Raw genomic sequence first — 24,718 nt, 5'->3', positions numbered from 1 at the left:
GACTTTCCCAGGCGGTGTGCAGGGCCTGCTTTTCCATAACAAGGAGACAACGACATGACCTTTAACCGACGTTCAGCGCTGGGCCGCGTTTTTGCGGCAACCGTCGTCACGGTTGCCGCATGGGGCGTCATGCCCGCCACGGCGCAGGAACGCTGGCCCGCCAAGCCGGTGCGCCTGGTCGTTCCCTTTTCGCCGGGCGGCTCAACCGATGTGGTGGCACGCATGATCGGCCAGAAGCTTGCGGTGCTCTGGGGCCAGCCGGTGATTGTCGAAAACCGCGCCGGGGCTGGCGGCAACCTGGGCGCAGACATGGTGGCCAAATCGCCGGCCGACGGCTACACCCTGCTGATGGCCTCGGGCAGCATCACCATCAATCCGCACATCTACAAGAACATGCCTTTTGACACCAGGAAGGACCTGGCGCCGATCACGAATGTGGCAAGCGGGCCGATGTTGCTCGTGGTGCCTGACCGTGCGCCGGTCAAGAGCGTGAAGGAATTGATCGCGCTCGCCAAGGAAACACCAGGCGCGCTCAACTTCGGCTCTGCCGGCGTGGGCAGCCAGGTGCACCTGGCCGGTGAAAACTTTGCCGATGCCGCCCGCATCGAAATCAGGCATGTGCCTTACCGGGGCGAATCGGTCGCCTACAACGACCTGATAGCGGGCCAGATCCAGATGATGGTGGGCAATTTTGCAGCGGCTTCTGCCTTGCTGGGCCCGGGACGGCTGCGCGCGCTTGCCGTGACCGGCAAGCAGCGCTCAGCGCAGCTGCCTGACGTTCCTACCGTCGCCGAAAGCGGCCTGCCGGGCTTCGAAAACACCGGCTGGTTTGGTTTTCTGGCTCCCGCCGGCACGCCCCAGGGCATTCTTTCCAAAATACAGATCGACACCGCCAAGGTGCTGGCCGAGTCTGACACCAAGGCGCGCCTGTTCGTGCAGGGGATGACCCCGGTGGGCAACACCCCGGCCGAATTTGCCAAGGCCATGGATGCCGAGTCCAGACAGTGGGCCACCCTCGTGAAAAACCGCAACATCACCACCAACTGACGCGAGGGGAAAACCGATGAAGATTGATTTGCAAGCGGTGGAAGACGCCGCTATGACGCTGTACATCCGCGCGCTCAAGATGCTACCGCCCGATGTCAAGGCCGGGCTGGACCGGCTGACCCGGACGGAAACTGCTGCCACGGCCCAAAGCGTGCTGGCGACCATGGTGACGAATATCCAGGTGGCGGAAGCCACCGACAACCTGCTGTGCCAGGACACCGGCATTCCCATCTACAACCTGCTGATCGGCTCGAACGTGCAGGTGGACGGCCACGCGCTCAAGCAGGCGATACGCCGGGGCTGCGAGCGCGCCACCCGCGAGCATCCGCTGCGCTCCTCGGTGGTGCATCCGCTGACGCGCAAGAACAACCACACCTCCTGCGGCATCGAGGTGCCCGTCATCCACATTGATTTCAGCCCGACGCCCGACCTGCTGGACATCGAAATGATTCCCAAGGGCAGCGGCTCGGAAAACAATTCCTTCCTGAAGATGGCCATTCCGGCCGAAGGCATCGACGCGATCAAGACCTTTGTGATCGACTGCGTGCTGGCGGCCGGCGGCAAGACCTGCCCGCCGACCATTGTCGGCGTGGGCCTTGGCGGCACGTCCAACCTGAGCGTGGCGCTGGCCAAGCGCGCGGCCACGCGCGAACTGGGCAGCCGCTGCAGCGATCCGGAAGGCGCCAGGCTTGAAGAGGCGCTGTCTGCCGCAGTCAACCAGCTGGGCGTGGGACCGCAGGGCCTGGGTGGCGACTCGACGGCGTTCGCGGTGCAGATCGAGCTGGCCTCGACACACATCACCATGAACCCCATCGCCGTCAACATGCAGTGCCATTCGGCGCGGCGCGCCCGCGCAACGTTCACGCCTGCAGGCGTGACCTACGGCTATTAAGGACTTTTTAGGAATTCAGCATGGCGCATCACGAACTCTCCACGCCGGTCACTGAGGCGCAAATCCGTCAGCTGCGCATCAACGACACGGTCACCTTGCAGACGACGCTGTTCGGCATCCGCGATGCAACGCAGATTCACATGTTCGACCACGGCCGCCAAGCCAGGTTCGACATGAACGGCCATGCCGTTATCCATACCGCGCCGAATGTGCAAAAGGTTGAAAAATCCGCCGAGTACCCGGCCGGCTACCGGCCGATCTGCATCGGTACGACGACTTCGGACCGGATGGAACGATTTACCCGGCCGCTCATGACCGACTACGGCGTGCGCATGGTCATCGGCAAGGGCGGCCTGCGTGACGGCTCGCTGTCCGCATTCAGGGAACTGGGCGGCGTTTACCTGGCCATCGTCGGCGGCACCGCTGCGCTGGAAACGACCTGGATCGAGCAGATTGAAGATGTCGACATGGACGACCTGAACCCCGAGTCGCTCTGGAAATTCAGGATACGCAATTTCGGCCCGCTGCTGGTGGCGATGGACAGCCATGGCGGCAGCCTGTATGACGTGCTCAAGCAAAGTACGGCGGGAAACAGGGCCACAGCGCTGGCCAGTCTTGGAGTGAAAACATGAATATCAAACGCGTGCAGACCGACATCCTGATTTTGGGCTCCGGCGGCGCTGGCCTGTTTGCAGCCCTGCATGCGCACCAGACGGCGCCCGAATTGTCGATCACCGTCGCCGTCAAGGGTCTGCTCGGCAAATGCGGCTGTACCCGGATGGTGCAGGGCGGCTACAACGTCGCGCTGGCCCCAGGCGACTCGGTCGAGCGGCATTTCATGGACACGATCGAGGGCAGCAAATGGCTGTCCGACCAGGACCTGGCCTGGACGCTGGTGACCAAGGCGGTCGAGCGGGTGCACGAGCTTGAAAACGAACTGGGCTGCTTTTTCGACCGCAACCCCGATGGCACTGTGCACCAGAAAGCCTTTGCCGGCCAGACCTTCGACCGAACCGTGCACAAGGGTGACCTGACGGGCATCGAGATCATCAACCGCCTGTCCGAACAGGTCTGGTCACGCGGCATCGGGCGGCTTGAAGAGCACCGCGCCATCGAGCTGATCAAGACGCCCGACGGCAGCGCCTTGGCGGGCGTACTGATGATCGACATGCGGGACGGCGGCTTTGTTTTCGTGCAGGCCAAGGCCGTGCTGCTCGCCACCGGCGGCGGACCGACCATGTACAAGTACCACACGCCTTCCGGCGACAAGTCCTGTGACGGCCTGGCGATGGCGCTGCGGGCGGGTCTGCCGGTACGCGACATGGAAATGGTGCAATTCCACCCCACCGGCCTGCTCGCCGGCACCGGCACGCGCATGACCGGCACGGTGCTGGAAGAGGGCTTGCGCGGGGCAGGCGGCTACCTGCTCAATGGCGACGGCCAGCGTTTCATGGACCGCTACGACCCGAGGCTGGAGCGCGCGACGCGCGACATCGTGTCACGCTCCATTTTTTCCGAGATGCGCGAAGGCCGCACGTCACCGAATGGCGGCGTGTATCTCCAGATGTCGCATCTTGGGCCCGAGAAGGTGCGCAAGCAGTTCAAGGGCATGGTCGAGCGTTGCGGTGATTGCGGTTTCGATCTTGCAGGCGGCCTGGTGGAAGTGGTGCCCACCGCCCACTACATGATGGGCGGCGTGGTGTTCAAAGCCGACTGCACCACGGCGCTGACCGGTTTGTTTGCCGCTGGCGAAGACACGGGCGGTGTGCACGGCGCCAACCGGCTGGGCGGCAACGGCGTGGCCAATTCCACGGTGTTTGGCGGCATCGCCGGCGACAGCATGGCGGTCTGGGTGAAAAGCCAGGGCCGCCTGCGCGAACCGGACGAAGCGGCGATCGGGCAAAGCATGGCAGCGCACCTGACGCCGTTTGCGCAGGCGCCCGGGGACATTGAGGCGATTCGAGAGGCGCTGTTCGATTGCATGTGGCAGGACGTTGGCATCTTGCGCACTGCAGAAGGCCTGCAGCGCGCACTCGTTACCTTGAACGCACTTGACGAACGGCTATCAGGTATTGGCGTGGCCGATGGCGACCGCGCCTTCAACCTGAGCTGGCACGACTGGCTCAACCTGAAGAGCCTGATTGCCGTGGGCCGCGTTATCACCACCTCCGCGCTGGCGCGCGAAGACTCGCGCGGCGCGCATTTCCGCGAAGACCATCCGCACGCCGGCGACCTGGAAGGCTCCAGCTACATCGTCGTGACGCAGGCCGGCCAGACGCTGTCGATGCGCAGAGAGCCCGTTCACTTCACCCGCGTCGTGCCTGGCCAGACGATCCTGCAAGAGGAGGATGCAATCGTTTCTTGAAATTCTTGAACAAGGCGCACTGCGCGCTTTTACCTTCCATGGCAGGCCAGCCGGTTGGCGCCCGAATTTCTAATCTGAACAACAGGAGACGTCGTGCATTCCATCCCGTATACCCTGGCCCTATGGGCCGGCCTGTCTGCCATCGCACCTCAGGCAAGTGCCCAAGCCCACCTCTACCCCGATCGTCCGGTCACGCTGGTCGTGCCCTTCAGTGCCGGGGGCGATGCCGATGTCGCTGCGCGCAATCTGTCCGTTGTGGTGCAACGCACCATGGGCCAAAGCCTGATCGCCGTGAACCGGGCAGGTGCGGGCGGCGCCATTGGTTCCCTTGCGGTGCAGGGCGCCAAACCCGACGGCTACACACTGCTGCTCGCCCGTGTGGGTTCGCAGGTCGTCCTGCCGGCACTGCAAAAGGGGCTGGACTACAAGTGGGACAGTTTCACTTTCCTCGGTCTGCTGGAATTGAATCCTGTGGTCTGCGCGGTGCACAGTGAATCGGGCTACAAGACCATGGCGGACCTGGTCAATGCGCTGCGCGCCAAGCCTGGCAAGCTCAACTACAGCACCACTGGCCCAGCGACGATCCTGAATTTCGGTCCCCAACTGTTGTTCGATGTGCTCAAGCTCGGCAAGAACGCCGCTGTGCCGGTGGCCTACAAGGGCGGTGGTGAAGCGGCCATGGCGGTGCTTTCAGGCGATGTGGATTTCAGTTGTGGAAACCTCACGTCGATGATCGGCAATATCAAGGGCGGCAAGCTGCATGCGCTGATGACCACGACGCCAGAACGACTCAAGGATCTGCCAGACGTGCAAACAGCGCGCGAGGCAGGTTATCCGGAACTTGAAACGGTCATTGGCTGGAGCGCGCTGTATGGTCCGCCCGGCCTGGACAAGGAAATCACAAACCGCTGGGTGAACACACTGGCTGCTGCCGCGCAGGATGCCCAGTGGACTGCCGCAACTGAAAAAGCCGGCAGCATTCCACGGGTGATGAAACCCGCGGACACCAGAAAATTCGCATCAGACCAGTACCAGGTGTATGAACGCCTGGGCCGCGAACTCCAGATTGAATTGAAATAAAAGGCCGATACATGAACATCTCTTCCCGCAACCGTGGCTGTGATGCCTTGATCCAGTCGCTCAAGACAGCCGGCGTGCGCCGGATCTTCACGCTTTCGGGCAACCACATCATGCCGATTTACGACGCCGCGTTCAATTCTGGAATTGAGCTCATCCACACGCGCCACGAAGCCAGCGCCGTGCACATGGCCGATGCCTATGCGCGCATCACCGGCGAGGTGGGTATTGCGCTCGTCACCGGTGGCCCCGGCCATGGCAATGCGGTTTCCGCGCTTTACACCGCGCAGATGGCCGAATCCCCGGTGGTGCTGCTGTCCGGCCATGCGCCGAACAGCCAGCTTGGACTGGGCGCCTTTCAGGAAATGCGCCAGGCCGAGATGGCGGGGCCGGTGACGAAGGCGGCCTGGACATGCGCCGGGCCGGACCAGATCGCCGGCGACATTGCCAGGGCGATCCGCATCGCGCGATCGGGCAGGCCCGGTCCGGTGAACCTGAACCTGCCCACGGACGCACTCGATGACATCGCTGAGTCAGCATCGCTGACGGCCGATGCCTTTCAGCCCGAAACCATGGCATTGGATTTGGCTACTGCCAGCGACCTGATGCAGCGCCTGGCCCAGGCCAGGCGTCCGATGATCCTTGCCGGCCCGGCCTGCATGACCCGCCCGGGCCGCGCGATGCTGGCTGCACTGGAAGCTGCCAGCGGTGTGCCGGTGATCGGCATGGAGAGTCCACGTGGCATCGCCGATGCCAGTCTGGGTGCCTTTGCGCAGATGCTGGCGCAGGCCGACTGCGTGCTGCTGGTCGGAAAAAGGGTGGACTTCACACTCAAATTTGGCAAAGCTCCGGCCCTCTCGGCACAATCTGAAGTGCACCAAATAGATGCCGAGCCAGCCGAAATCGAACGCACGCGCAACGCGCTCGGTGATCGACTTCAAGTCACAGCACTGGCCGATGCTTTTTCGTCCCTGTCGGCTTTGACGCAGGCGGCTTCAAGCAGTGCGCCGTCCGCTTGGCTGTCTGATGTGCGCAGCGCTGTGGCCTACCGTCCGCCGGCATGGGACAGCGTGCAATCGGAACTGCCTGGCAAGCTTCATCCGGTACAGATGCTCAGGCCGCTGCAGGCACTGCTCGACAGCCATCCCGAATCGGTGCTGGTGTGCGATGGCGGTGAAATAGGGCAGTGGGCGATGGCTTGCCTGAATGCGCCGCACCGTGTCAACAACGGTGTGGCGGGCTCGATCGGCTCGGGTCTTCCCTATGCGCTGGCGGCGCGATGCGCCCAGCCGCAAGCGCCCGTGGTGGCGGTGATGGGCGACGGCACGGTCGGGTTTCACATCGCTGAATATGACACGGCCATGCGCTACGGCTTGCCCTTCGTTTCGGTGATTGGCAACGATGCGCGCTGGAATGCCGAATACCAGATCCAGCTGCGCGACTATGGTCCGGACCGGCTGGTGGGCTGCGAGCTTCGTCCCATGCGCTACGACGCGGTCACGCAGGCGTTTGGCGGTCATGGAGAACGGGTGACCGAGCCGCACGAGATGGCAGCTGCTGCACAGCGTGCGCAGGCGAGCGGCCTTCCCGCCTGTTTGAACGTGATGATCGAAGGGGTGCCTGCGCCCCAGATCAAATATTGAAAGAGTGCATGTGTGTCAAACGACAGCACCTGTGCCACGACAGTGGCAGGTTTGCCAACCTCTGTTGTGATTCACGCAGAAGCGTGGACTTAGTGATGGGCTGGCCTTTGCAGCGCAAGCCTGTCAACGCCAGGCCGCAAGCGTGTGATTGACTTGCCCTGGATCACGCTGCTGAGCGCGGCGCTGATCGTCACGGTCGCGTACACCGTGTACGGCCTGACCGGATTTGGCGCGGCGATCATTGCCATTCCACTGCTGGCGCATTTCTTCCCGTTGCGCTTTGCCGTCCCGATGATGCTGGTGTTTGATCTTTTTGCGGGTTTGTTGCTGGGCCTGAAGAATCGCAAACACCTGGACCGGACCGAATTGCTGCGATTGTTCCCCTTCTTGCTGATCGGCATGGTGGTGGGTGTGACCGTGCTTGTGCAGGCCAGCGAACGCTGGCTTTTGATGGTGCTGGGCATCTTTGTGCTCAGTTATGCCAGCTGGAGCCTGCTGCGCAAGGCAGAAATTGCACCCATTTCATCCAGGTGGGCCCTGCCCGCCGGCATGATAGGCGGCGCGTTCACGGCGCTGTATGGCACCGGCGGACCGGTTTACATGGTCTACCTGGCGCGGCGCCTGCCCGACAAAAATGTGATGCGCGCGACCATTGGCGTGCTGATTTTCGGTACGGCGCTGATCCGGCTGGTGCTTTTCACCGGCAGCGGGTTTTACCGCCAGAACGGCCTGCTGCCGCTCGCGTTCGCGTTGTTGCCGTGTGCGATTCTGGGCTATCTGGCAGGCAGCTTTCTGCATGCGCGCATGCCTGCAAAACGCGCCATTCAGGCGGTGTGGCTGCTGTTGATCGCCGGCAGTACCAGTCTGCTGTGGCGCGCCCTGACCATGCCATGACATCCGGTTTTTGCCGGAATGGACGGATTTTGCAAACGACTGAATGCCCGCGGGCCTCAGCCCGGTTTGCCAGCTGGCGCCGGCCCGGTGGACTGACGCACCACCAGCGCCACGTCGATTTTGGTGCTGCGCTGCACCGGCTCGCCCTGAAATGCCGACACCAGGCGGTCCGCCGCAGTCGACCACATGTGTTCGGTCGGCACCTGCACAGTGGTCAACGCGGGCTGCAAATGGCGCGCCAGTTCGAGATCGTCGAAGCCGACGATCGAAAGGTCGCGCGGAATCTGCAGGCCCATGACCGCCGATTCCAGCATGGCGCCGAACGCCAGCACGTCGTTGCCGCAGACCACCGCGGTCGGCGCGGGCCGGTGCGCCATCAGCTCGCGCAAGCCCGTACGCGCATCGGCTATCGTGTAGCGGCGTTCCACCAGGCGTTCGGGCGGCAGCGCCAGCCCTGCCGCCGAGAGCGCCTCACGCACGCCCGCCACACGCTGCCGGGCCCGATCATTCGCGCGCGTGACACCCGCCAGCATCGCAATGTTGACGTGCCCCAGATCGAGCAGGTATTGCGTTGCCTGACGCGTGGCTGCGGCGTTGTCAAAACCGACGCTGACCAGTTCGTCGCCTTCGTCCTGCACCATCACGTGCACGCACGGAACGCGCCGCTGGCGCAGAAAGCGCAGCAGCTCCGGATGCTGGCAGTTGCCACACAGCGCCAGGCCGTCGGCGCCGCGTGTCACCAGATTGATCGCCTGCCGCATTTCTTCCTCGGGATCGTAGCCGCTGGTGGCGAGCAGCAGATGGATGTCGGATGCCGCAAGGCGCCGCTGCAGGGCCTCGATGGCGGTGGCGAAGATCGCGTTGTCAATGGTCGGAAACACCGCACCAACCGTGCCCGAGCGGCGCAGCATCAACGCGCGAGCACCGGCATGTGGCACATAACCCAGCTCGGCCACCGCAGCGCCGACCTTTCTGCGCAGGTTCTCACGCACTGCGTCGGGCTGGTTCAGCACGCGCGACACCGTGGCCGTCGAGACGCCGGCACGCCGCGCCACGTCCGCGACGGTTGGATGTTTGGTGTCAGGGACATTCATGTTGATCACAAAAGTATTCAGTTGATAGTACAAGCCAATGACGACAAATGTACGCGCTTGCAGAAAATCCTGCGTCAGGCGTTTGCTTTCCCTGAGGGTTTGTACCACGAAGATTTATATCTTCATGGGTTGACGCACCGCGATAACCCGTCAAGAATGAAAGCGCTTACAAAAAATGGAGACCGCTCAAGTGACTACCACCGACACTGCGCTGCCCGCCGCAACCGCGAGGGGAACTTCAACCGCCTCCCGAATGTCCGGATGGCGCCGCCCGCTCTGGCGCGCGCTGGCGGCGCTGGGAATTGCCCTGCTGGCGTGGTGGGCACTGACTGAAGGCAGCGGTCTCATTTCACCAATCCGGTTCCCGGGGCCGTCCGAGACCTGGGCCGCCTGGCAGCAAATCCTGTGGGAAGGCTACGCAAGTGCGCTGTGGTATCAACACGTGGTGCGCAGCGTGGCGCTCGTGACCATCGGCTTTCTTGTCGCATCGACGCTGGGGGTTGCGCTGGGACTGGCGATGGGCGCCAGCCGAACAATCGAGGCGCTGGTGAACCCGGCCTTTCTGTTCTTGCGGCCAATCCCGCCGCTGGCCTGGATTCCGCTGGCGATCGTCTGGCTGGGACTGGGCGATGCGGCCAAGATAATGGTGATCTTCGCCGCAGCCTTCGTGCCGTCCGTGATCAACAGTTTCAGCGGGGTGCGGCAGATCGACAAGCCGCTGTTCGAGGCCAGCGCGATGCTCGACATCCGCGGCTGGCGCTACTGGACGCAGGTGTTGATTCCGGGTGCGTTGCCGAGCATCTTCACCGGCCTGAGGCTGTCGTTGCAAGCCTCATGGACCACCCTTGTCGCGGCCGAGCTGATCGGTGCGATTGCAGGACTGGGGCAGATCCTGAACCAGGCCTCACAGGATATTTATCCGCCGATGATTCTGGTCGGCATGATCAGCGTCGCACTCTTCGGCTGGGTGATGACGCTCGGCCTCGGGTGGATTGAAGCGCGGGTCATGCCGTGGAGGGCACGTTGATGCTGCAACCGAAACTGACACCGGCCCGCTTCTGGACGCTGAGCGCCGCAGGAGCACTGGGATTTCTCGCGTTTTGGGTCGTGGCGGCGCAGTCCGGCCTGGTTCCGCGCATGTTTCTGCCGGGTCCGCTGCAGGTGCTCGAGCGGCTGGTGCAGCTGATGCATGAACCGTTCGCCGGCTACACGCTGCAAATGCATTTGCTGTCCAGCCTGCAGCGTTTTGCGTTGGGCTATGGTCTGGCGGTGTGCGTCGGCATTCCGCTGGGCTTGCTGATGGCCTGGTTCCGCAGTGTCGACCGGATCGTCACGCCGGTGTTCGAAGCGGTACGCTTCGTCGCGCCGATTGCCTGGGTACCGTTCGCGGCGCTCTGGTTTGGCACGGGCATCGGCGGGCCGATGCTGATCATTTTCATGGGCGCATTTCCGCCGGTTCTGATCAACACCTATCGCGGCGCGAAGCACGTCGACAAAAAGTACATCGAAGCCTCCAACATGCTCGGCGCCGGGCCATGGCGCGGCATCACGCAGGTGCTGCTGCCAGCGGCCGTGCCGTCAATCGTTTCCGGGCTGCGCGTTTCGGCCGGACTGGGCTGGCAGTCGCTGGTCGGCGCCGAACTCATCGTTGCGTCCAGCGGCGTCGGCTACATGCTGGTCAAGGGCCAGGCCAGTCTTTCGACCGCTACTGTGATGAGCGGAATGATCGCGATCGGTATCGTCGGCCTCGTCATCGACGTGCTGCTGCGCAGGCTGGAGCAGGCGATCGAAACACGGCGCGGGCTTTGAACGCCGGTCAAACACACATCAAGAGGTAAACATGGCCAACATCGAATTTTCGAACGTGCAGAGAACTTTCCATCAGGGCGGCAACGCGTTCATCGCGTTGCAGGGAATCAACCTCGAAGTGGCCGACCGCGAATTCGTCGCGATCGTCGGTCCGTCGGGCTGCGGCAAGACCACCTGCATGCGCATGGCGGCCGGCCTTGAGCATCCGACCAGCGGCAACGTCAAGGTCGATGGCATCGAAGTCACGCGCCCCGGGCCCGATCGGGCGGTGGTGTTCCAGCAGTTCGCGCTGTTCCCGTGGAAGACTGTCTGGGACAACATCGAATTCGGCCTGCATTCCTTGTCTGTTCCGGCCGATGAACGCAAAAAGCGGATCGAGCAGTACATCGAATTGATGGGGCTCAAAGGATACGAAAAGGCCTTTCCGCACCAGCTCTCGGGCGGCATGCAGCAGCGCGTCGCAATCGCCCGCGCTTATGTGCTCGATCCCAAGGTGCTGTTGATGGACGAGCCGTTCGGCGCGCTCGATGCCCAGACCCGCGTGGTGATGCAGGAAGAACTGGTGCGGCTGGCGCGAAAGCACCCGCGCACGGTTCTGTTCATCACGCACGCGGTCGAAGAGGCGGTCTATCTGGCCGACCGCGTGGTCGTGATGTCGAGCCGCCCCGGAACCATCCGAGAAATCGTCGATGTGAAAACCGTGCGCGAAGCCGAAAACTGGGACGCATTGCCAAGCATCGAGGACGTGATGGACCAGGCCTCGTTCGTGCATATGCGCACCCACATCTGGAAGCTGTTGCGCGAGCAGCAGGGGAAAGACCTGCATTGATCACCCACTCACCGTTCGCTAAACCAACCCTGGAGACAACATGAACAGATTCCGCAACACAATCGTGCACGCTGCACTTGCAACCGTTCTCGCGAGCGCGACACTTGGCGCACAGGCACAAGCGCCGCTGCAGGAGATCAAGGTCAGCTACCAGCCAGCGCTGTATTGGGCTTTGCCCTTTTACGTGGCAACCGAGAAGGGCTGGTGGGCCGAACTGGGCCTCAAACCGGAGTTCAGCATCTTTCCCGCTGGCGTGCCGCAAATGGCGGCCGCGGCAGCCAAGTCGTGGGATGTGGGCGGAACCGGCTCGGTGCCCGCGGTGCTCGGCCATGTACGCTTCGGCGTGATGACCATCGGCATCTCCAACGACGAATCGGATGCGAATGTGTTGATGGCAAGCAAGTCCGCGGCCGAAAAGTTCGTCAAGGACCCGGCCTCGATCAAGGGCCAGACCATCCTCCTGACCAGCAACTCCACCGGCGACTACGCGGTGCAGTCCTGCCTGAAGAAGTGGGGCCTCAAGAAATCGGACGTGAGCATCAAGAACATGGGGCAAGGCGAGATCATCTCCGCGCTGTCATCCGGCGGCGCCGATCTGGCCGGGCTGTGGGCGCCCAACAATTATTCGGTCGAAGAAAAAATCGGCGCCGTTCAGCTCTGTTCGGGCAAGGACGGTGGCGCCGTGGTGCCGGGCGCATTGATCGTGCGCGAGGAATACGCGAAGGAGAACCCCGAGAACGTTGCCAAGTTCCTCGCGATCTACCTGCGTACCTGGTCCTGGATGAGCGCGCACAGGCCAGAAGCGCTCGCGTTGATGAGCAAGTTCTACAAAGAGGGCGGGGTCAACATCTCCGAATCCGCGCAGAAGAAGGAATTTGCCAAGCGCCCGACCTTCGATCTTGAACAGCAACTGGCGCACATGGACCGCAGCAAGGGCGCTTCCGACGCAGACAAGTGGTTCGAACAGATCGCAACGTTCATGCGCGGCTCGGGTGCGATTCAAAAAACGCCGGCGTCGGCGGACTACCTCACCGACGCCTACATGAAGCGTGTTGCGGCCGATCCGAAACTGCGTGAGTTTGCCAACCGCAAGGACTGATACCGGCCGCCAAGGGGCCGCATCGAACCGCACATTTTTTTGAGCCGTCCACCGCCACGACCGGCGCCCCGAAGGCTCCCATCCCTGGCCACACCGGCCACCAACGAAAGCATTGACATGAGCATCACCTATCTCAAGAAAGCCGACAAGAGCCCCGAAACCGAAACCGCGACCGCGCAAGGCGTCGTCACCGAGATGCTGGCCGAGATCGAGAAGAACGGCGAAGACGCGGTGCGCGCCTATGCCAAGAAGCTGGACAAGTGGGATGGCGACATCATCGTCACGAAAGCCGAATTGGCCGAGAACGCCAAGGCCGTGCCCGAACAGGTCCGCAAGGACATCGATTTCGCCATCGACCAGGTCTCCAAGTTTGCCAGGGCGCAGCGTGCGTCGCTGCAGGAGTTCCAGACCGAAGTGCACCCCGGCGTCACCGCCGGCCAGCGTGTGCTGCCGGTGAACGTTGCCGGCTGCTATGCGCCCGCCGGCCGCTACGCGCACATCGCATCGGCCTACATGGGCGTCGCGACCGCCAAGGCAGCAGGCGTCAAAACCATCGTGGCCTGCTCGGGGCCGTTTCGCGGCGGACCGATGCACCCTTACCTGATGTATGCCTTCAACAAGGCCGGCGCCGACATCATCATGACGCTGGGCGGCGTGCAGGCGATCGCCACGATGGCCTACGGCCTGTTCAGCGGCAAACCGGCCGATGTCATCGTCGGACCGGGCAACAAGTTCGTTGCCGAGGCCAAGCGCACGCTGTTCGGCAAGGTCGGCATCGACGTCTTCGCAGGTCCGTCGGAAGTGGCGGTGATCGCCGACGAAAGCGCCGATCCCGCCATCGTGGCCATCGATCTGGTCGGCCAGGCCGAACACGGCCATGAGTCGCCCGCCTGGCTGTTCACGACCAGCGAAAAGCTCGCCCGGGAGGTGATGGCGCAGATTCCGGCGCTTGTCGAGTCACTGCCGCCGACCGCGCGTGACGCTGCCGGTTCGGCCTGGCGCGACTACGGCGAAGTGATTGTCTGCGACACCCGAGAGGAGCTGGTCGAGGTTTCCGACCGCTACGCGCCCGAGCACCTGGAGGTGCAGGCCAGGGACCTCGACTGGTGGCTCGAAAACCTGACCTGCTACGGCTCTTTGTTCATGGGCGAGGAAACCACCGTAGCCTACGGCGACAAGGCCAGCGGGCCGAACCACGTGCTGCCGACCAAAGGCGCGGCGCGCTACTCCGGCGGGCTGTCGGTGCACAAGTTCATGAAGACCTTCACCTGGCAGCGCATGACGCGTCAGGCCGCGCGCGACATCGGCGAAGTGACGGCGCGGATCTCGCGGCTGGAAGGCATGGAGGGCCACGCGCTCACAGCCGACGTCCGCCTGGCCAAGTACTACCCGAAGGACACCTTCGACCTTGGCGAGAAGGTCAAGGTCTGATCGCGCGGGCCATGATGTTCGACCTGAGCGGACGACGCGCGCTGGTGACTGGGGGCAACTCCGGCATCGGCGAGGCCATGGCGCTGGCACTGGGACGCGCCGGCGCGAAGGTGCTGCTGCTTGCGCGGCGTCAGGCCGAGTTGCAGGCCGCTGTCGAGAGGCTCCAAAGCGCCGGGGTTGCCGCAGACATGCTGGTGGCCGACCTGACAGCGCTGCCGGGGCTTGGAGTCGTGGCGGCCCAGGCCCAGCAGAAGCTTGGAGGCGTCGACATCCTTGTCAATGCGGCCGGTGTCAACTTGCGCCAACCCTTTGGGGAGGTGACGCCCGAGGCATGGCAGACGCAACTGAATCTGCACCTGGGCGCCCCATTTTTCCTGACCCAGGCAGTGGCACCAGGCATGCGCTCGCGCGGCTGGGGCCGGATCCTGAACATCGCTTCCCTGCAAAGCACGCGCGCCTTCGCCAACAGCGCCCCCTATGGCGCCGGCAAGGGGGGCATCGTGCAACTCACGCGTGCGATCGCGCAGGAATGGTCGCGCTTCGGCATCACCTGCAATGCAATCGGTCCGGGGTTTTTCCCGACCGCGCTGACGGCGGCTGTTTTCGACAACCCCGAACTTGCACAACGCCATGCCGAACAGACCTGCATTGGACGCAATGGCGAACTTGCAGACCTCCACGGTGCGACCGTGTTTCTGGCGAGCAACGCGAGCGCCTACATCACCGGGCAGACGCTGATGGTCGATGGCGGCTTCACCGCGCGTTGAAAACTGAAAAAGGACCCATCTGATGAAAGCCCTTGTCTACACCCAACCCAACGAACTGCAAATGCAGGAGCGCCCCCGGCCTGAACTGGCCGATGGCGAAGTGGTGCTCAAAATCGACGCCGTCGGTATCTGCGGCTCCGACATGCACGCCTGGCACGGCCACGATCCACGGCGCAAGCCGGGGCTGGTTCTCGGGCACGAGTTTGTCGGCACGGTGGTGGAATCGGCTGCCCGTGGTTTTGAGCCAGGCACGCGTTTTACCGGCAACCCGCTGATCACCTGTGGCGTCTGCGACTACTGCGTGCAGGGCCGCAACAACCTGTGTTCTGACCGCACCATGGTCGGGATGACCCGGCCCGGCGCCTATGCCGAGTTCATGAGCATTCCAGCCGCATCCCTGATCGCCATGCCGCAGGACATGCCGGATGTGGCGGCGGCGCTGACCGAACCGGCGGCCACGGCCTGGCACGCCGTCAACCTGTCGCTGCGCGTGCTGCCGCGTCCGGTCCACGAATGCCGCGTGCTGGTGATTGGCGGCGGCGCCATCGGCATGCTGGCCGCCTTGCTGCTGAAGCACCTGGGCGTGGTCCGGCTCACCCTGAGCGAGCCCAACCCCCTGCGGCGTGAGGCCGTGCAGGCCCATGTGGGCTGCGAAACCCTGGATCCGCGCGAACAGGCACCCGCTGAAAACCAGTACGACTATGTGTTTGATGCCGTGGGCGCCAAGGTGACGCGCCAGCAGGCCTTTGTCGCCATCCGGCCCGGCGGCGTGATCATGCATGTGGGACTGCAGGACTGGGCCAGCGAAATCGACATGCGCAAGCTGACGTTGTCCGAAATCACGCTGCTGGGCACCTACACCTACACCACCGCCGACCTGCGCGCCACCGTGGCCGCCCTGCATGCGGGCGTGTTCGGCGACCTGGCCTGGGTTGAGGAGCGGCCGATGGCGCAGGGGCAACGCACCTTTCAGGACCTGGACGAAGGCCGCTCTGCATCGGCCAAGATCGTCTTGCGGCCCTGAGGGGCAACGATCGCCCTGGGGGTGCCCGGGGGATTGCGCCGGGCTACTTGCCGGCTGCAGGCCACTGCGCCTTCAGTTCGGCGCAGTAGTCGGTTTCGGGCAGGGCGGGTGTCGGCCAGATGCCGTCAAAAGCATCGGGTCTGTCGGTGGCATCGCCATCGCCAGCGCGTAGCTGCAGGGATTTGGCCTTGACGTCGGCCCGCAGGTGCTGCGGCACCCCCAGGGTACGGTCGGCATGGCCGTTGCCGGTCAGCAGCACCACCGTTTTTCCTGGCAGCAGCAACTGGTGAACCGTGTCGGCCATGGTGATGTCCTTGGCGATCTGGATGCGCGTCATGGGTGTGATCTGGCTTTCGGGCAGCAAGTTGCAGTGGCCGATGCGGATGCCCTGCTGCTGCGCTTTCAGGGCCGGGCCGGGCAGCTGCGCATCAAGCTTGCTGTCGTTCATGCTGGCAGGCATCTGGTCGCGCGGCAGGTTGGCGCCCAGCACCGGCACACCAGCGCGCACGGCGGTCATCACCGCAGGCCCGTAGTCGGCCCATGGCCAGGACTTGTCGTCCCATTTCAGTGCCCTGCGCGCCTGATCTTCGGTCGAACTGGGTTTGAGCTGCGCCGTGCTGACACCGACCTCGGCCATTTCCAGCGCCACGGCAGCCAGCAGACCCCGGCTCGCCAGGCTGGAGACGATCTGCTGCTCCAGTTCATGGTGCTCCGGCGCATCATGCTGCTCGCCGACCAGCAGCACATCGGCAGGCAGCAATGCCTCCAGCCGGGTCGCTGTCCGGGCAGCCGTGCGGCTGCCGGTCTGTTCAAGGATGGGCAGTTCGGGTCGGCCGGCACAGCCCGCTGCCATCAATGCGGAGGAGGCCGCCAGAAGCAAGGCGAAACGGCAGGGTAAAAAAGATCGGGAAGTAAACAACATGGCCGAATACTAAAGCCTTCGCCGGCCTGCTGCGTTGCGCCTGGCAGCTTGCGGGCTTTTTGCCGGAGGCCGGTGCGGCCAAGCGCTGCCGTCGGAGAGACCGGCCAGATGGTCAGTGCAACGAAACCGGCGTGTTCGCCAGGCCGCTGTAGCCTTCGAGCGTGTCCTCGACCTCTTCCTGGGTGGGCGTGTGCTTTTCCCAGCCGCTCAGACGCTGCTGGAACATTTCTGCCCAGGAGCCGTCAAGGTAAACCTGCTTGCCCGAGCGCTTGTCCACGATTTCATAGCCGTGCCGGGCCAGTTGGGGCGCGGCCGGCCGGGGTGCCGAGTCTTCGGGCGCATTCGCGTGGATCTGCACCACCACGAATGATTCAGAGTCGTAAAGCAGTTGCATGGAAATATCCTTTAGCCGCAGATGGCCACGATTGCCGCAACTTCAAGGGGGCCTGGGCGGGCAAAGCCGTCATGGACGGCTCAGGGACGCGTCAGATCGCTCAGTTGCTGATCGACAAAATCGCCATTCGCCTGGGTGATCCTGCTGCGCACCGGCAGATAGTCCAGCGCCGGGGCAAACCAGATTTCAACCTTCTGGTCGTAGTCGCGGCGGGGCTGGCGCGACAGCTTGATGGTCGCCGTTTCGCCGAAAGGCAAGGCGAGCAATTCCGGGCCTTCGACCACAAAGGTCCAGTTGTCCGCAGCGCGCGGACCGACGGTGAGGGTTGAAATGGTCGAGCCGGCCGGAAAACCCGACGGGTTGCCCGCCAGCATGCCGCCGAGCTGCAAAAACACGCTGACCCGGTCCTGTGCGCCCTGGACCCAAGGCGCCGTGGGCGTGTTGGCGCTGAAGCTGATCTGGCCCTTGTCGGGCTCGAAATGGGCCGCCACCTCGGCGCGCGACTTGTCGGAAAAGCGCGTGGGCGCCAGCCCCTGGGCGCCGACCTGGCCGGTGCTGCTCATGGTGCGAGAGCCGATGAACAGCGCCTTGACGGTCATGCGCGCGTTGTAGCTGCCGCCGGCGTTTTCCCACAGCAGTTCGCCTTGGGCATGGTAGGTCAGGCCCTTGGCGCTGCCGGTCATGCGGTAATCCAGCCGGGCGCTGGCCGCAAGCGCCATGGCGGTGACCGGCGTCTGGGTGGCTGGCGCCGGCGGTGAAGCCGCTGCCGCGTCGCTGGCGGGCGGCGTCGGTGCGGCCGCCGTGGCACTGCTGGCGGAAACTTCGGGTGCGGGTGCGGCCTCCGGCAAGGCCGTGGCTGGCGCGGCGCTGTCCGCCTCTTGCAGAACGGGCGCTTCATCAACGCTGCCCGGCGGCGGGCCAGAAGGTGCTATTGAATCAATAGCTGGTAGCGCAAGCTGGACCTGCGCAACAGGCACTTTTTGCTTGAAAACAGGTTTTTTGGAAGGCTTGGCGACGGGTTGCGGCGTGGCTGGCGCGGGAGGGGTGGCTTCGGCCGGCGGCGGACTGACGGTCACCGGCGGCAGCGTAATGCTGCGGGTGGTCAACACCGCCACGCTGTGGGATGGCGGCGCTTGCGACGGGCCGAAGCGGGCCGGCCGGGTTTGCAGCACCAGCGCATGCACGGCCAGCACCCCCGCCGCCAGCAGGCCCAGGGTACGCCAGGACGGTGCGGCGCGGCGCGGCACAATCTGGCTTGTTGCCGGGGTGTCGGAAGTCAGCCTGTCAGGACGCATCGCCCGGCCATTCATCTATTCTGGAAATCATGAAACTCGCTACCTACAAGGACGCATCGCGCGACGGCCAGCTGGTCGTGGTGTCGCGCGACCTGTCAACCGCCCATTATGCGACCGGCATCGCCAGCCGGGTCCAGCAGGTGCTGGACGACTGGCGCTTCATGGCGCCGCAGCTGCACGACCTGTATGAACTGCTGAACAGCGGCAAGGCGCGGCATGCTTTTCCGTTTGATCCGCTACGCTGCATGGCGCCGCTGCCACGCGCCTACCAGTGGGTCAGCGGCCCGGCCTACGCCAGCCATGTCGAACGCCTGGGCAGCATTCCGGCGGCCGCGCTGCCCCCGGGCCTGTATGCCGAGCCGCTGCTGCGCCAGGGCGGCAGCGACGGCTTCATCGGTGCGCGCGATGACGTGGTGGTGGCCAGCGAAGCGTGCGGCATCGACTTTGAAGTACAGCTGGCCGTCATCACTGGCGACGTGCCGATGGGCGCCAGCCCCGAGCGCGCACTGGACGGCATTCGCCTGCTGATGCTGGCCAGCGACGTCTGCCTGCGCAGCCTGGGCGCGCTGCAGGGCCGGCCCGTGACGGCCTTCGGACCGGTGGCCGTCACGCCTGACGAAGCCGGCGACGCCTGGCGCCAGGGGCGGCTCGGACTGAGCCTTCAAACCACCTGGAATGGCCGCAAGGTCGGCCTTTGCGATGCTGGCGCGGGCATGACCTTTCACTTTGGCCAGCTGCTGGCGCACCTGTGCAAAACGCGGCCGGTGAGCGCCGGCAGCATCGTCGGCGCCGGCCCGGTCAGCCACCCGGACTGGAGCCACGGCTACAGCTGCATTGCCGAAAAGCGCGCAGTCGAGACGGCCGACACCGGCAAGCCAAAAACCCGTTTCATGCAGTTCGGCGACACCCTGCGCATCGAGATCAAGGGCAAAAACGGGCAGTCGCTGTTCGGCGCGATCGAGCAGGAAATCACGCCGCCAGCCTGATGCGCTGCGAGCCGGAATACGCACTGCAAGCCGGCGGGCGCGTCACGCTGCGTAAAGCGTGTCCAGCGACCGCAAGCCCTTGACCTCGATCGGATTGCCGCACGGATCGTAAAAAAACATCGTCCACTGCTCGCCCGGCTGGCCTTCAAAGCGCACCTGCGGCGCCAGCAAGAACGTCGTCTTTGCCGCCTGCAGGCGCCCGGCCAGCGCCTGCCAGTCGGTCAGGGCCAGCACCACGCCGAAGTGCGGCATGGGCACCAGATGCTCGCCGACATGGCCGGTGCGCGCGGTGTTGAACGGCGTGCCCAGGTGCAGCGACAACTGGTGGCCGAAGAAGTCAAAATCGACCCAGGTGGCGGTGGCGCGGCCCTCCGCGCAGCCCAGCACACCACCATAAAAGCGGCGTGCCTCGTCCAGGTCGGTGACATTGAAGGCAAGGTGAAACAGGCTTTTCATGGTCCAAGCTTAGCAGCCCGGCGGGCCGGCGTGAAGCGAGGCGCGGCACCAAAAACCGCCTGGGATGCTATCAAACCAGAAGCGCATGAAGAAGATTGCATCAGCGGACAAGGCGATTTCGGCTATCAAATACGCGGGAGCGTCGACCACCGGGCTGGCCGTGGGTCCCTTCACGCAAACGCATCGAAAAAACCGGTTGACGCGATGCCTCCACACTGCACAATCAGGCCGTGTGCCGGGGTTTTTCCATGCCCCTTGCGCCCACAGGGCCGCCGGAGCCCGACCCCACAGACGCAACACCGCAAAAACCCGCCAGGAGACACTTCAATGAGCAATGCAAACACCCCGTCTTTTCCCGACTTTGGCAAATTGGTGCCAGGTTTTGATTTCCTGCAAAACCTGGCCAAACAGGCTGCCGGCAGTGCGACGCAGGCCATACCGCAGCTGCCCAACCTCGGAAACTGGATTGCGCCCACGCTCAATGTTGAGGAACTGGACAAGCGTGTGCAGGAACTGAAGGCGGTGCAGTTCTGGCTCGACCAGAACGCGGCAGCGCTCAAGGCCACGATCCAGGCGCTGGAGGTGCAGAAAATGACGCTGGCCACGCTCAAGGGCATGAACTTCAACATGGGCGACGTGGCCAATGCCTTCAAGCTCAAGGTCAGCGACAGCCTGTCGGGCGGCATGCAGCGCACGGCCGACAAGGCCAAGGGCTTTGCCGGGCTTGAGATTCCCCCTTCAGCCTTTCAGGCCAGCAAGGACAAGGCTGACAACGGCCCTGAAGCCGGCGAAAAATCATCAGGCGCCAGCGACACGCCAGCCCCGGCGACCGGCCTCGCGGACCCGATGCAGTGGTGGGGCGCGCTGACCCAGCAGTTCCAGACCATTGCCGCCGAGGCGATGAAGGAAGTGGCCAAGACCACCGCCATCGATGCGACCAAGAGCATGGCGGCCGGCATGGCCAAGGACGCGGTCAAGACCGCCACCGACATGGCCAAGAACATGGCCGAAACCGCCACCAAGACCATGGCCGGCGGCACCCGCGCCGCCATGAACACGGCCCTGGCCGGCAGCTGGCCCAAGGCTGGCGCCGCAAAAGACACATCAGTGACGGCCTCAAGGAAAACGGCTTCGAAGACAGGCGCTGCCAAGTCGCCAGCGGCCAAGGTGGCGCCCAAGGCCGCGACGAAGGCGAAATCACCTGCACGCAAGACGGGCGGCAGCGCGGCGCGCAAGACGACGCGCTGAAGCGTCCCGGACCGATGGCCGGCCCTGGTCTGGCGGACTTGATGCCTGCACGCGTCAGGCCGACCGGGAACCCGGCTTTCGGCAGGGTTGCGCCTGATGTGCCACATTGCAGCCCTGAATCCACTTTTAACGGTTAACGGCGTTCCTGCTTTATGAAACTCTTCCCCTACGGCCACGCCACCCATCCCCAATGGGAAATGGCTGCTGCCCTGGTGCTGGCGCAGCTGCGCGGCTACCTGTCCCTGCCGGCCTATGCCTCCTCGCCGACATTGGCGCTGCTCTACATCACCGACCACTACGCGGCCCAGGCCCAGGAAATCCTTGACCACCTGAGCGCCGAACTTCCCTTTATCACCGACTGGAGCGGCACTGTGGGCGTCGGCATCGCGTCCAACAACGTCGAGTATTTCGATGAACCCGCCCTGGCCGTGATGCTGTGCGAACTGCCGCACGACCACTACCGCGTGTTTTCCGGCGTGTCGCCGCTGCCGCCGGCGAATGCCGGCGTGTTCACCGCACACACCGCGCTGGTCCATGCCGATGCGGCCACGCCCGACGTGGCCGAACTGATTGCCGAGATGGCCGAGCGCACCGAAAGCGGCTATGTGTTCGGCGGCCTGGCGTCGAGCCGGAGCCGGACGGTGCAGTTTGCACTCAGCGGCCACGGCAACCTCAAAGGGCAGGGCGCTGCCTGCGGCGTGTTTAGTGGCGGCCTGAGCGGCGTGGCGTTTGCGCGCGATACGTCGGGCGGCATGGGCTTGATGTCGCGCGTCACCCAGGGTTGCTGGCCAGTGTCAAACACCTACGAAATCACCGCTTGCGATGCCAATGTGGTGATCGAGCTTGATGGCCTGCCGGCGCTGGAGGTGCTGCTGGCCGACCTGGGCGTGTCACTGGAGCAGCCGCGCGAGGCGCTGGCCAAGGTCCGCACCACGCTGGTTGGCCTGAGCCATGACGCGGATTTGCCAAACGATGTCGCCCGGCAGCGTTCGGGCCAGTTCGGCGCCGAGGTCATGGTGCGCCACCTGATCGGCCTCGACCCGACGCGCAAGGGCATTGCGATTGCCGATGTGGCCAGCATCGGCATGAAGCTGGCCTTTTGCGAGCGCAATGCCGAGGCCGCGCGCGCCGACCTGGTGCGCATCTGCGCTGAAATCCGCGAAGAACTGGAGCCCGAGGAGCTGACGCTGGAAGTGGCGACAGCCCTGAACCTGCCCGAGGCCCAGTCGGCGCCGCACCCGGCCCGGCGCATTGCCGGCGCCATCTACGTCAGCTGTTCCGGGCGCGGCGGGCCGCATTTCGGCGCGCCCAGCGCCGAGCTGCAGATCGTACGGCGCGCCCTGGGCGATGTGCCGCTGGTGGGTTTTTTTGCCGGCGGCGAGATTGCCCGCAACCACCTGTATGGCTATACCGGCGTGCTGACGGTGTTCACGGCTGCTGAGTAGTCACCGCTATTTGTTGGGGCGGATGGGGTAGCCCATACACCTCCAGCAAATTGGTCTGCGTTTTTTCGTACGCTTGAGTTCAACGACCACCAGGTTCTGGTCTTCATCGATGGCCAGCACGTCAATGCATCGGCTGGCATCGCTCCAGTTCGTGTACTCATACGCCAGCATCATCAGCCGGCGCTCCGAGTCAAGCTGGCTCAAATGAAGCAAAAGCAAGTCAAAAAACACATTTTCTTCAATACCCGCGCCGGCCCGGTCCTTGGCTGGCAGAAATTCGGCCTGCTCGACAGCCCCTTTGTTGAACGTAAAAAATGCTATTTATGCTCCCGTGATTGTTGAGTCGACTGATCGAGTATCTGCGGTGCCGTCGCCTGCGCCTCCAGAAATCGCTGTGTCACCTGCAGAGCATCTTGAAGCACATCGAGCCGTCGAACCCAGGCATGCGGCAGGGACATGATGCCGTGGCGGGCACCGTAGAGTTGCCCGGCAATCGAAGCAGTGGAGTCGCTGTCGCCATCGTGGTTGGCGGCCAGGCGAACGGCGTCTTCAAAGCTGCTGGCGGCGCAGGCCGCATAGACACCGATGGCCAGTGCTTCGTCGCCGGTCCAGCCTTCGCCCAGGCGCCTGAAAATTTCTGATCGGTCCGGCGTGTCATCCAGAAGTTGCAACGCCGTAGTGATGAGCCGGGCGGTGCCTGAAGCGTTGATGGCCCGTTGGTCGGGGTGCGGATGCCCAGCCAGCAGGCGCAGTGCGTGGTGCGCCGCTGGCCGGATCGCTTCACCCCGGGCAATGAAACGCACCATTGCGCTCAACGCACCGCCCGGCAGCCAGCCGTCGATGTGGCCATGCGTCAGCGCACCGGCTGCATCGCCCAACGCCATCGCCAGTTCCGGCGTCGTGCCTTCAATCAGTCCAATGGGAGCGGTGCGCATGACGGCGCCGCAGCCCTTGGACTGGTTGATGGAACTCATCACGGTGCCGGTAGCGCCGGCACGTACGGCCGACAGGCAGGTGTTGCCCGGCGCGCGCAAGTGGCGCATGGCGGGGCTGAGATGCAAGGTGACTTGATCGGCGTCCTTGAGCAATGGATGGATGCCCTGCGTGATGCCCCAGCGCAGGTAGGCGCGCCGGCAGGCAGCCTGAAACGGACGCATCAGGGTTTCGTTAAACAGCGGCGGTAACTGACCCGGCAGTGTCACGGCCATGGCTTCGAGCGTGAACAGCGTCATTTGCGTGTCGTCGCTGACCACCAGTTGGCCGCGTTGCATCACTGGCTCGCGCAGGCCGCGTGGGCCATGCTGGCGGCAGATGGCGTCCCAGGAGTCGAACTCGATGGCATAGCCAAAGGCATCGCCAACCGCGCCGCCCAGAATGCAGCCCAGCACGCGGGCGGCATGGCTTTCGTCGCTGGGGACGGGCTGAGTTTGAAGTACATGCGCTTCTTGCGCGCGGGTCTCGATCGCGCCGGGGCGCTGCGACCGCACGGCGCGGATGGCGGCCTGTGCCTCCCATCCGAGTTCCACCAGCAGCCGCGCCGCGATGGTGCCGCTGCGCCCCAGGCCGCCACGGCAGTGCAGCAGGACATTGCGGCCCGCGCGCAGGTGTTCGCGCAGACGCAATCCGGTGTAAAGCCATGCGGTTTCAAACGCGGCATCGGGCACATCGACATCCTGAATCGGCAGGTGATGCCATTCAATGCCGCGCGCTTCGCAGGCGGCGCCCATGCCGTCGGCCTGCACTGCCTGCAACTCGTCCTGCGGCATCAGTGTCACCACGGCAGCGGCGCCCCAGTGATGCAGTGCATCGATGTCCGTGGCCAGGTCGCGCTGCCAGGTGCCGGAGATTGAAGTCCTCTGCCACTTGCCGGGGCACAGCGTCACGCCGATAGCACCCAGCGCAGTGCCGGCGCAAACATGCGCCACGCGTAAAGGGCGATTGAGACTGGTGAGGACGGTGGAATGGGGCATGGTACGGTTCCTTTTGAGTTTAAGTTGTACA

At 64.2% G+C, this 24,718-nt stretch carries 24 protein-coding genes; 17 read left to right on the top strand and 7 right to left on the bottom strand.

Features of this window, described 5'->3' with window-relative positions; genetic code table 11:
* Positions 1–54: 54 nt before the first annotated feature.
* The 7 genes from GZ092_RS12155 to GZ092_RS12125 all read left to right on the top strand — a co-directional run bounded on the left by GZ092_RS12155 (position 55) and on the right by GZ092_RS12125 (position 7,918).
* Positions 55–1,047, top strand: coding sequence for a tripartite tricarboxylate transporter substrate binding protein (locus GZ092_RS12155; protein ID WP_293636717.1), 993 nt, complete (start codon positions 55–57; stop codon positions 1,045–1,047).
* A 16-nt stretch (positions 1,048–1,063) separates the two neighbouring features.
* Positions 1,064–1,939 carry a fumarate hydratase gene (locus tag GZ092_RS12150; protein ID WP_293636715.1) on the top strand — a complete coding sequence of 292 codons (876 nt, stop codon included), beginning with the start codon at positions 1,064–1,066 and terminating at the stop codon, positions 1,937–1,939.
* Positions 1,940–1,959: 20 nt separating this feature from the next.
* Positions 1,960–2,571: a fumarate hydratase C-terminal domain-containing protein gene (locus tag GZ092_RS12145; RefSeq protein ID WP_293636713.1), complete on the top strand. Its 612-nt coding sequence runs from the start codon at positions 1,960–1,962 to the stop codon at positions 2,569–2,571.
* Positions 2,568–4,304: an FAD-binding protein gene (locus GZ092_RS12140; protein WP_293636711.1), complete on the top strand. Its 1,737-nt coding sequence runs from the start codon at positions 2,568–2,570 to the stop codon at positions 4,302–4,304. Before GZ092_RS12145 ends, GZ092_RS12140 begins: the two co-directional genes overlap by 4 nt.
* 93 nt (positions 4,305–4,397) lie before the next feature.
* Complete coding sequence (locus GZ092_RS12135) at positions 4,398–5,384, top strand: tripartite tricarboxylate transporter substrate binding protein (protein ID WP_293636710.1); 987 nt, start codon at positions 4,398–4,400, stop codon at positions 5,382–5,384.
* An 11-nt stretch (positions 5,385–5,395) separates the two neighbouring features.
* Positions 5,396–7,024, top strand: coding sequence for a thiamine pyrophosphate-binding protein (locus tag GZ092_RS12130; RefSeq protein ID WP_293636709.1), 1,629 nt, complete (start codon positions 5,396–5,398; stop codon positions 7,022–7,024).
* Positions 7,025–7,168: 144 nt separating this feature from the next.
* Complete coding sequence (locus tag GZ092_RS12125) at positions 7,169–7,918, top strand: sulfite exporter TauE/SafE family protein (RefSeq protein ID WP_293636708.1); 750 nt, start codon at positions 7,169–7,171, stop codon at positions 7,916–7,918.
* A gap of 56 nt (positions 7,919–7,974) precedes the next feature.
* On the opposite strand, the gene GZ092_RS12120 is transcribed toward GZ092_RS12125, so the two are convergent.
* Complete coding sequence (locus GZ092_RS12120) at positions 7,975–9,012, bottom strand: LacI family DNA-binding transcriptional regulator (RefSeq protein WP_293636707.1); 1,038 nt, start codon at positions 9,010–9,012, stop codon at positions 7,975–7,977.
* A gap of 253 nt (positions 9,013–9,265) precedes the next feature.
* Between GZ092_RS12120 and GZ092_RS12115 the strand changes: the two genes are divergently transcribed.
* The 7 genes from GZ092_RS12115 to GZ092_RS12085 all read left to right on the top strand — a co-directional run bounded on the left by GZ092_RS12115 (position 9,266) and on the right by GZ092_RS12085 (position 15,971).
* Positions 9,266–10,039, top strand: a complete 774-nt coding sequence (locus GZ092_RS12115) for an ABC transporter permease (protein WP_293636706.1) — start codon at positions 9,266–9,268, stop codon at positions 10,037–10,039.
* Positions 10,039–10,821 carry an ABC transporter permease gene (locus GZ092_RS12110; RefSeq protein WP_293636705.1) on the top strand — a complete coding sequence of 261 codons (783 nt, stop codon included), beginning with the start codon at positions 10,039–10,041 and terminating at the stop codon, positions 10,819–10,821. The genes GZ092_RS12115 and GZ092_RS12110 overlap by 1 nt, the downstream gene beginning before the upstream one ends.
* A gap of 31 nt (positions 10,822–10,852) precedes the next feature.
* On the top strand, positions 10,853–11,650 hold the full coding sequence (locus GZ092_RS12105) for an ABC transporter ATP-binding protein (RefSeq protein WP_293636704.1): 798 nt from the start codon (positions 10,853–10,855) through the stop codon (positions 11,648–11,650).
* 40 nt (positions 11,651–11,690) lie between these two features.
* Complete coding sequence (locus tag GZ092_RS12100; protein WP_293636703.1) at positions 11,691–12,749, top strand: ABC transporter substrate-binding protein; 1,059 nt, start codon at positions 11,691–11,693, stop codon at positions 12,747–12,749.
* A gap of 117 nt (positions 12,750–12,866) precedes the next feature.
* Positions 12,867–14,180 (top strand): histidinol dehydrogenase, encoded by a 1,314-nt coding sequence (hisD, locus tag GZ092_RS12095; RefSeq protein ID WP_293636701.1) that lies wholly within the window; start codon positions 12,867–12,869, stop codon positions 14,178–14,180.
* Positions 14,181–14,191: 11 nt separating this feature from the next.
* Entirely contained in the window at positions 14,192–14,947 is a 756-nt protein-coding gene (locus GZ092_RS12090; protein WP_293636699.1) for an SDR family oxidoreductase, read from the top strand.
* A gap of 22 nt (positions 14,948–14,969) precedes the next feature.
* Entirely contained in the window at positions 14,970–15,971 is a 1,002-nt protein-coding gene (locus GZ092_RS12085) for an alcohol dehydrogenase catalytic domain-containing protein (protein WP_293636698.1), read from the top strand.
* 43 nt (positions 15,972–16,014) lie between these two features.
* Here the strand turns inward: GZ092_RS12085 and GZ092_RS12080 are convergent, their stop codons facing one another.
* The 3 genes from GZ092_RS12080 to GZ092_RS12070 all read right to left on the bottom strand — a co-directional run bounded on the left by GZ092_RS12080 (position 16,015) and on the right by GZ092_RS12070 (position 18,582).
* Positions 16,015–16,851: a ChaN family lipoprotein gene (locus GZ092_RS12080; protein ID WP_363254483.1), complete on the bottom strand. Its 837-nt coding sequence runs from the start codon at positions 16,849–16,851 to the stop codon at positions 16,015–16,017.
* 154 nt (positions 16,852–17,005) lie between these two features.
* A complete protein-coding gene (locus tag GZ092_RS12075) occupies positions 17,006–17,287 on the bottom strand; it encodes a DUF3567 domain-containing protein (RefSeq protein ID WP_293636696.1) in 282 nt (93 codons plus the stop codon).
* A gap of 80 nt (positions 17,288–17,367) precedes the next feature.
* Positions 17,368–18,582, bottom strand: coding sequence for a DUF3108 domain-containing protein (locus GZ092_RS12070; protein ID WP_293636694.1), 1,215 nt, complete (start codon positions 18,580–18,582; stop codon positions 17,368–17,370).
* Positions 18,583–18,611: 29 nt separating this feature from the next.
* On the opposite strand from GZ092_RS12070, the gene GZ092_RS12065 reads away from it, so the two are divergent.
* Positions 18,612–19,568 (top strand): fumarylacetoacetate hydrolase family protein, encoded by a 957-nt coding sequence (locus tag GZ092_RS12065; protein ID WP_293636692.1) that lies wholly within the window; start codon positions 18,612–18,614, stop codon positions 19,566–19,568.
* 42 nt (positions 19,569–19,610) lie between these two features.
* Here the strand turns inward: GZ092_RS12065 and GZ092_RS12060 are convergent, their stop codons facing one another.
* Positions 19,611–20,024 (bottom strand): VOC family protein, encoded by a 414-nt coding sequence (locus GZ092_RS12060; protein WP_293636690.1) that lies wholly within the window; start codon positions 20,022–20,024, stop codon positions 19,611–19,613.
* A gap of 327 nt (positions 20,025–20,351) precedes the next feature.
* Between GZ092_RS12060 and GZ092_RS12055 the strand changes: the two genes are divergently transcribed.
* The gene (locus GZ092_RS12055; RefSeq protein WP_293636688.1) at positions 20,352–21,272 is read left to right on the top strand and encodes a PhaM family polyhydroxyalkanoate granule multifunctional regulatory protein; all 921 of its coding nucleotides are present in this window, start codon (positions 20,352–20,354) and stop codon (positions 21,270–21,272) included.
* Between the two features lie 152 nt (positions 21,273–21,424).
* Positions 21,425–22,717: an FIST N-terminal domain-containing protein gene (locus tag GZ092_RS12050; RefSeq protein WP_293636686.1), complete on the top strand. Its 1,293-nt coding sequence runs from the start codon at positions 21,425–21,427 to the stop codon at positions 22,715–22,717.
* 6 nt (positions 22,718–22,723) lie between these two features.
* Here GZ092_RS12050 and GZ092_RS12045 read toward each other — a convergent pair whose 3' ends face one another.
* Positions 22,724–22,936, bottom strand: coding sequence for a hypothetical protein (locus tag GZ092_RS12045; RefSeq protein ID WP_293636684.1), 213 nt, complete (start codon positions 22,934–22,936; stop codon positions 22,724–22,726).
* 98 nt (positions 22,937–23,034) lie between these two features.
* The gene (locus tag GZ092_RS12040; protein WP_293636682.1) at positions 23,035–24,687 is read right to left on the bottom strand and encodes an ADP-ribosylglycohydrolase family protein; all 1,653 of its coding nucleotides are present in this window, start codon (positions 24,685–24,687) and stop codon (positions 23,035–23,037) included.
* Positions 24,688–24,718: the final 31 nt, after the last annotated feature.

The organism is Polaromonas sp., assembly GCF_010365105.1.
GTDB lineage: Bacteria > Pseudomonadota > Gammaproteobacteria > Burkholderiales > Burkholderiaceae_C > Polaromonas.
Note: the sequence above shows the minus strand (reverse complement) of the source record. Positions and strands in the feature narration are given on the sequence as shown.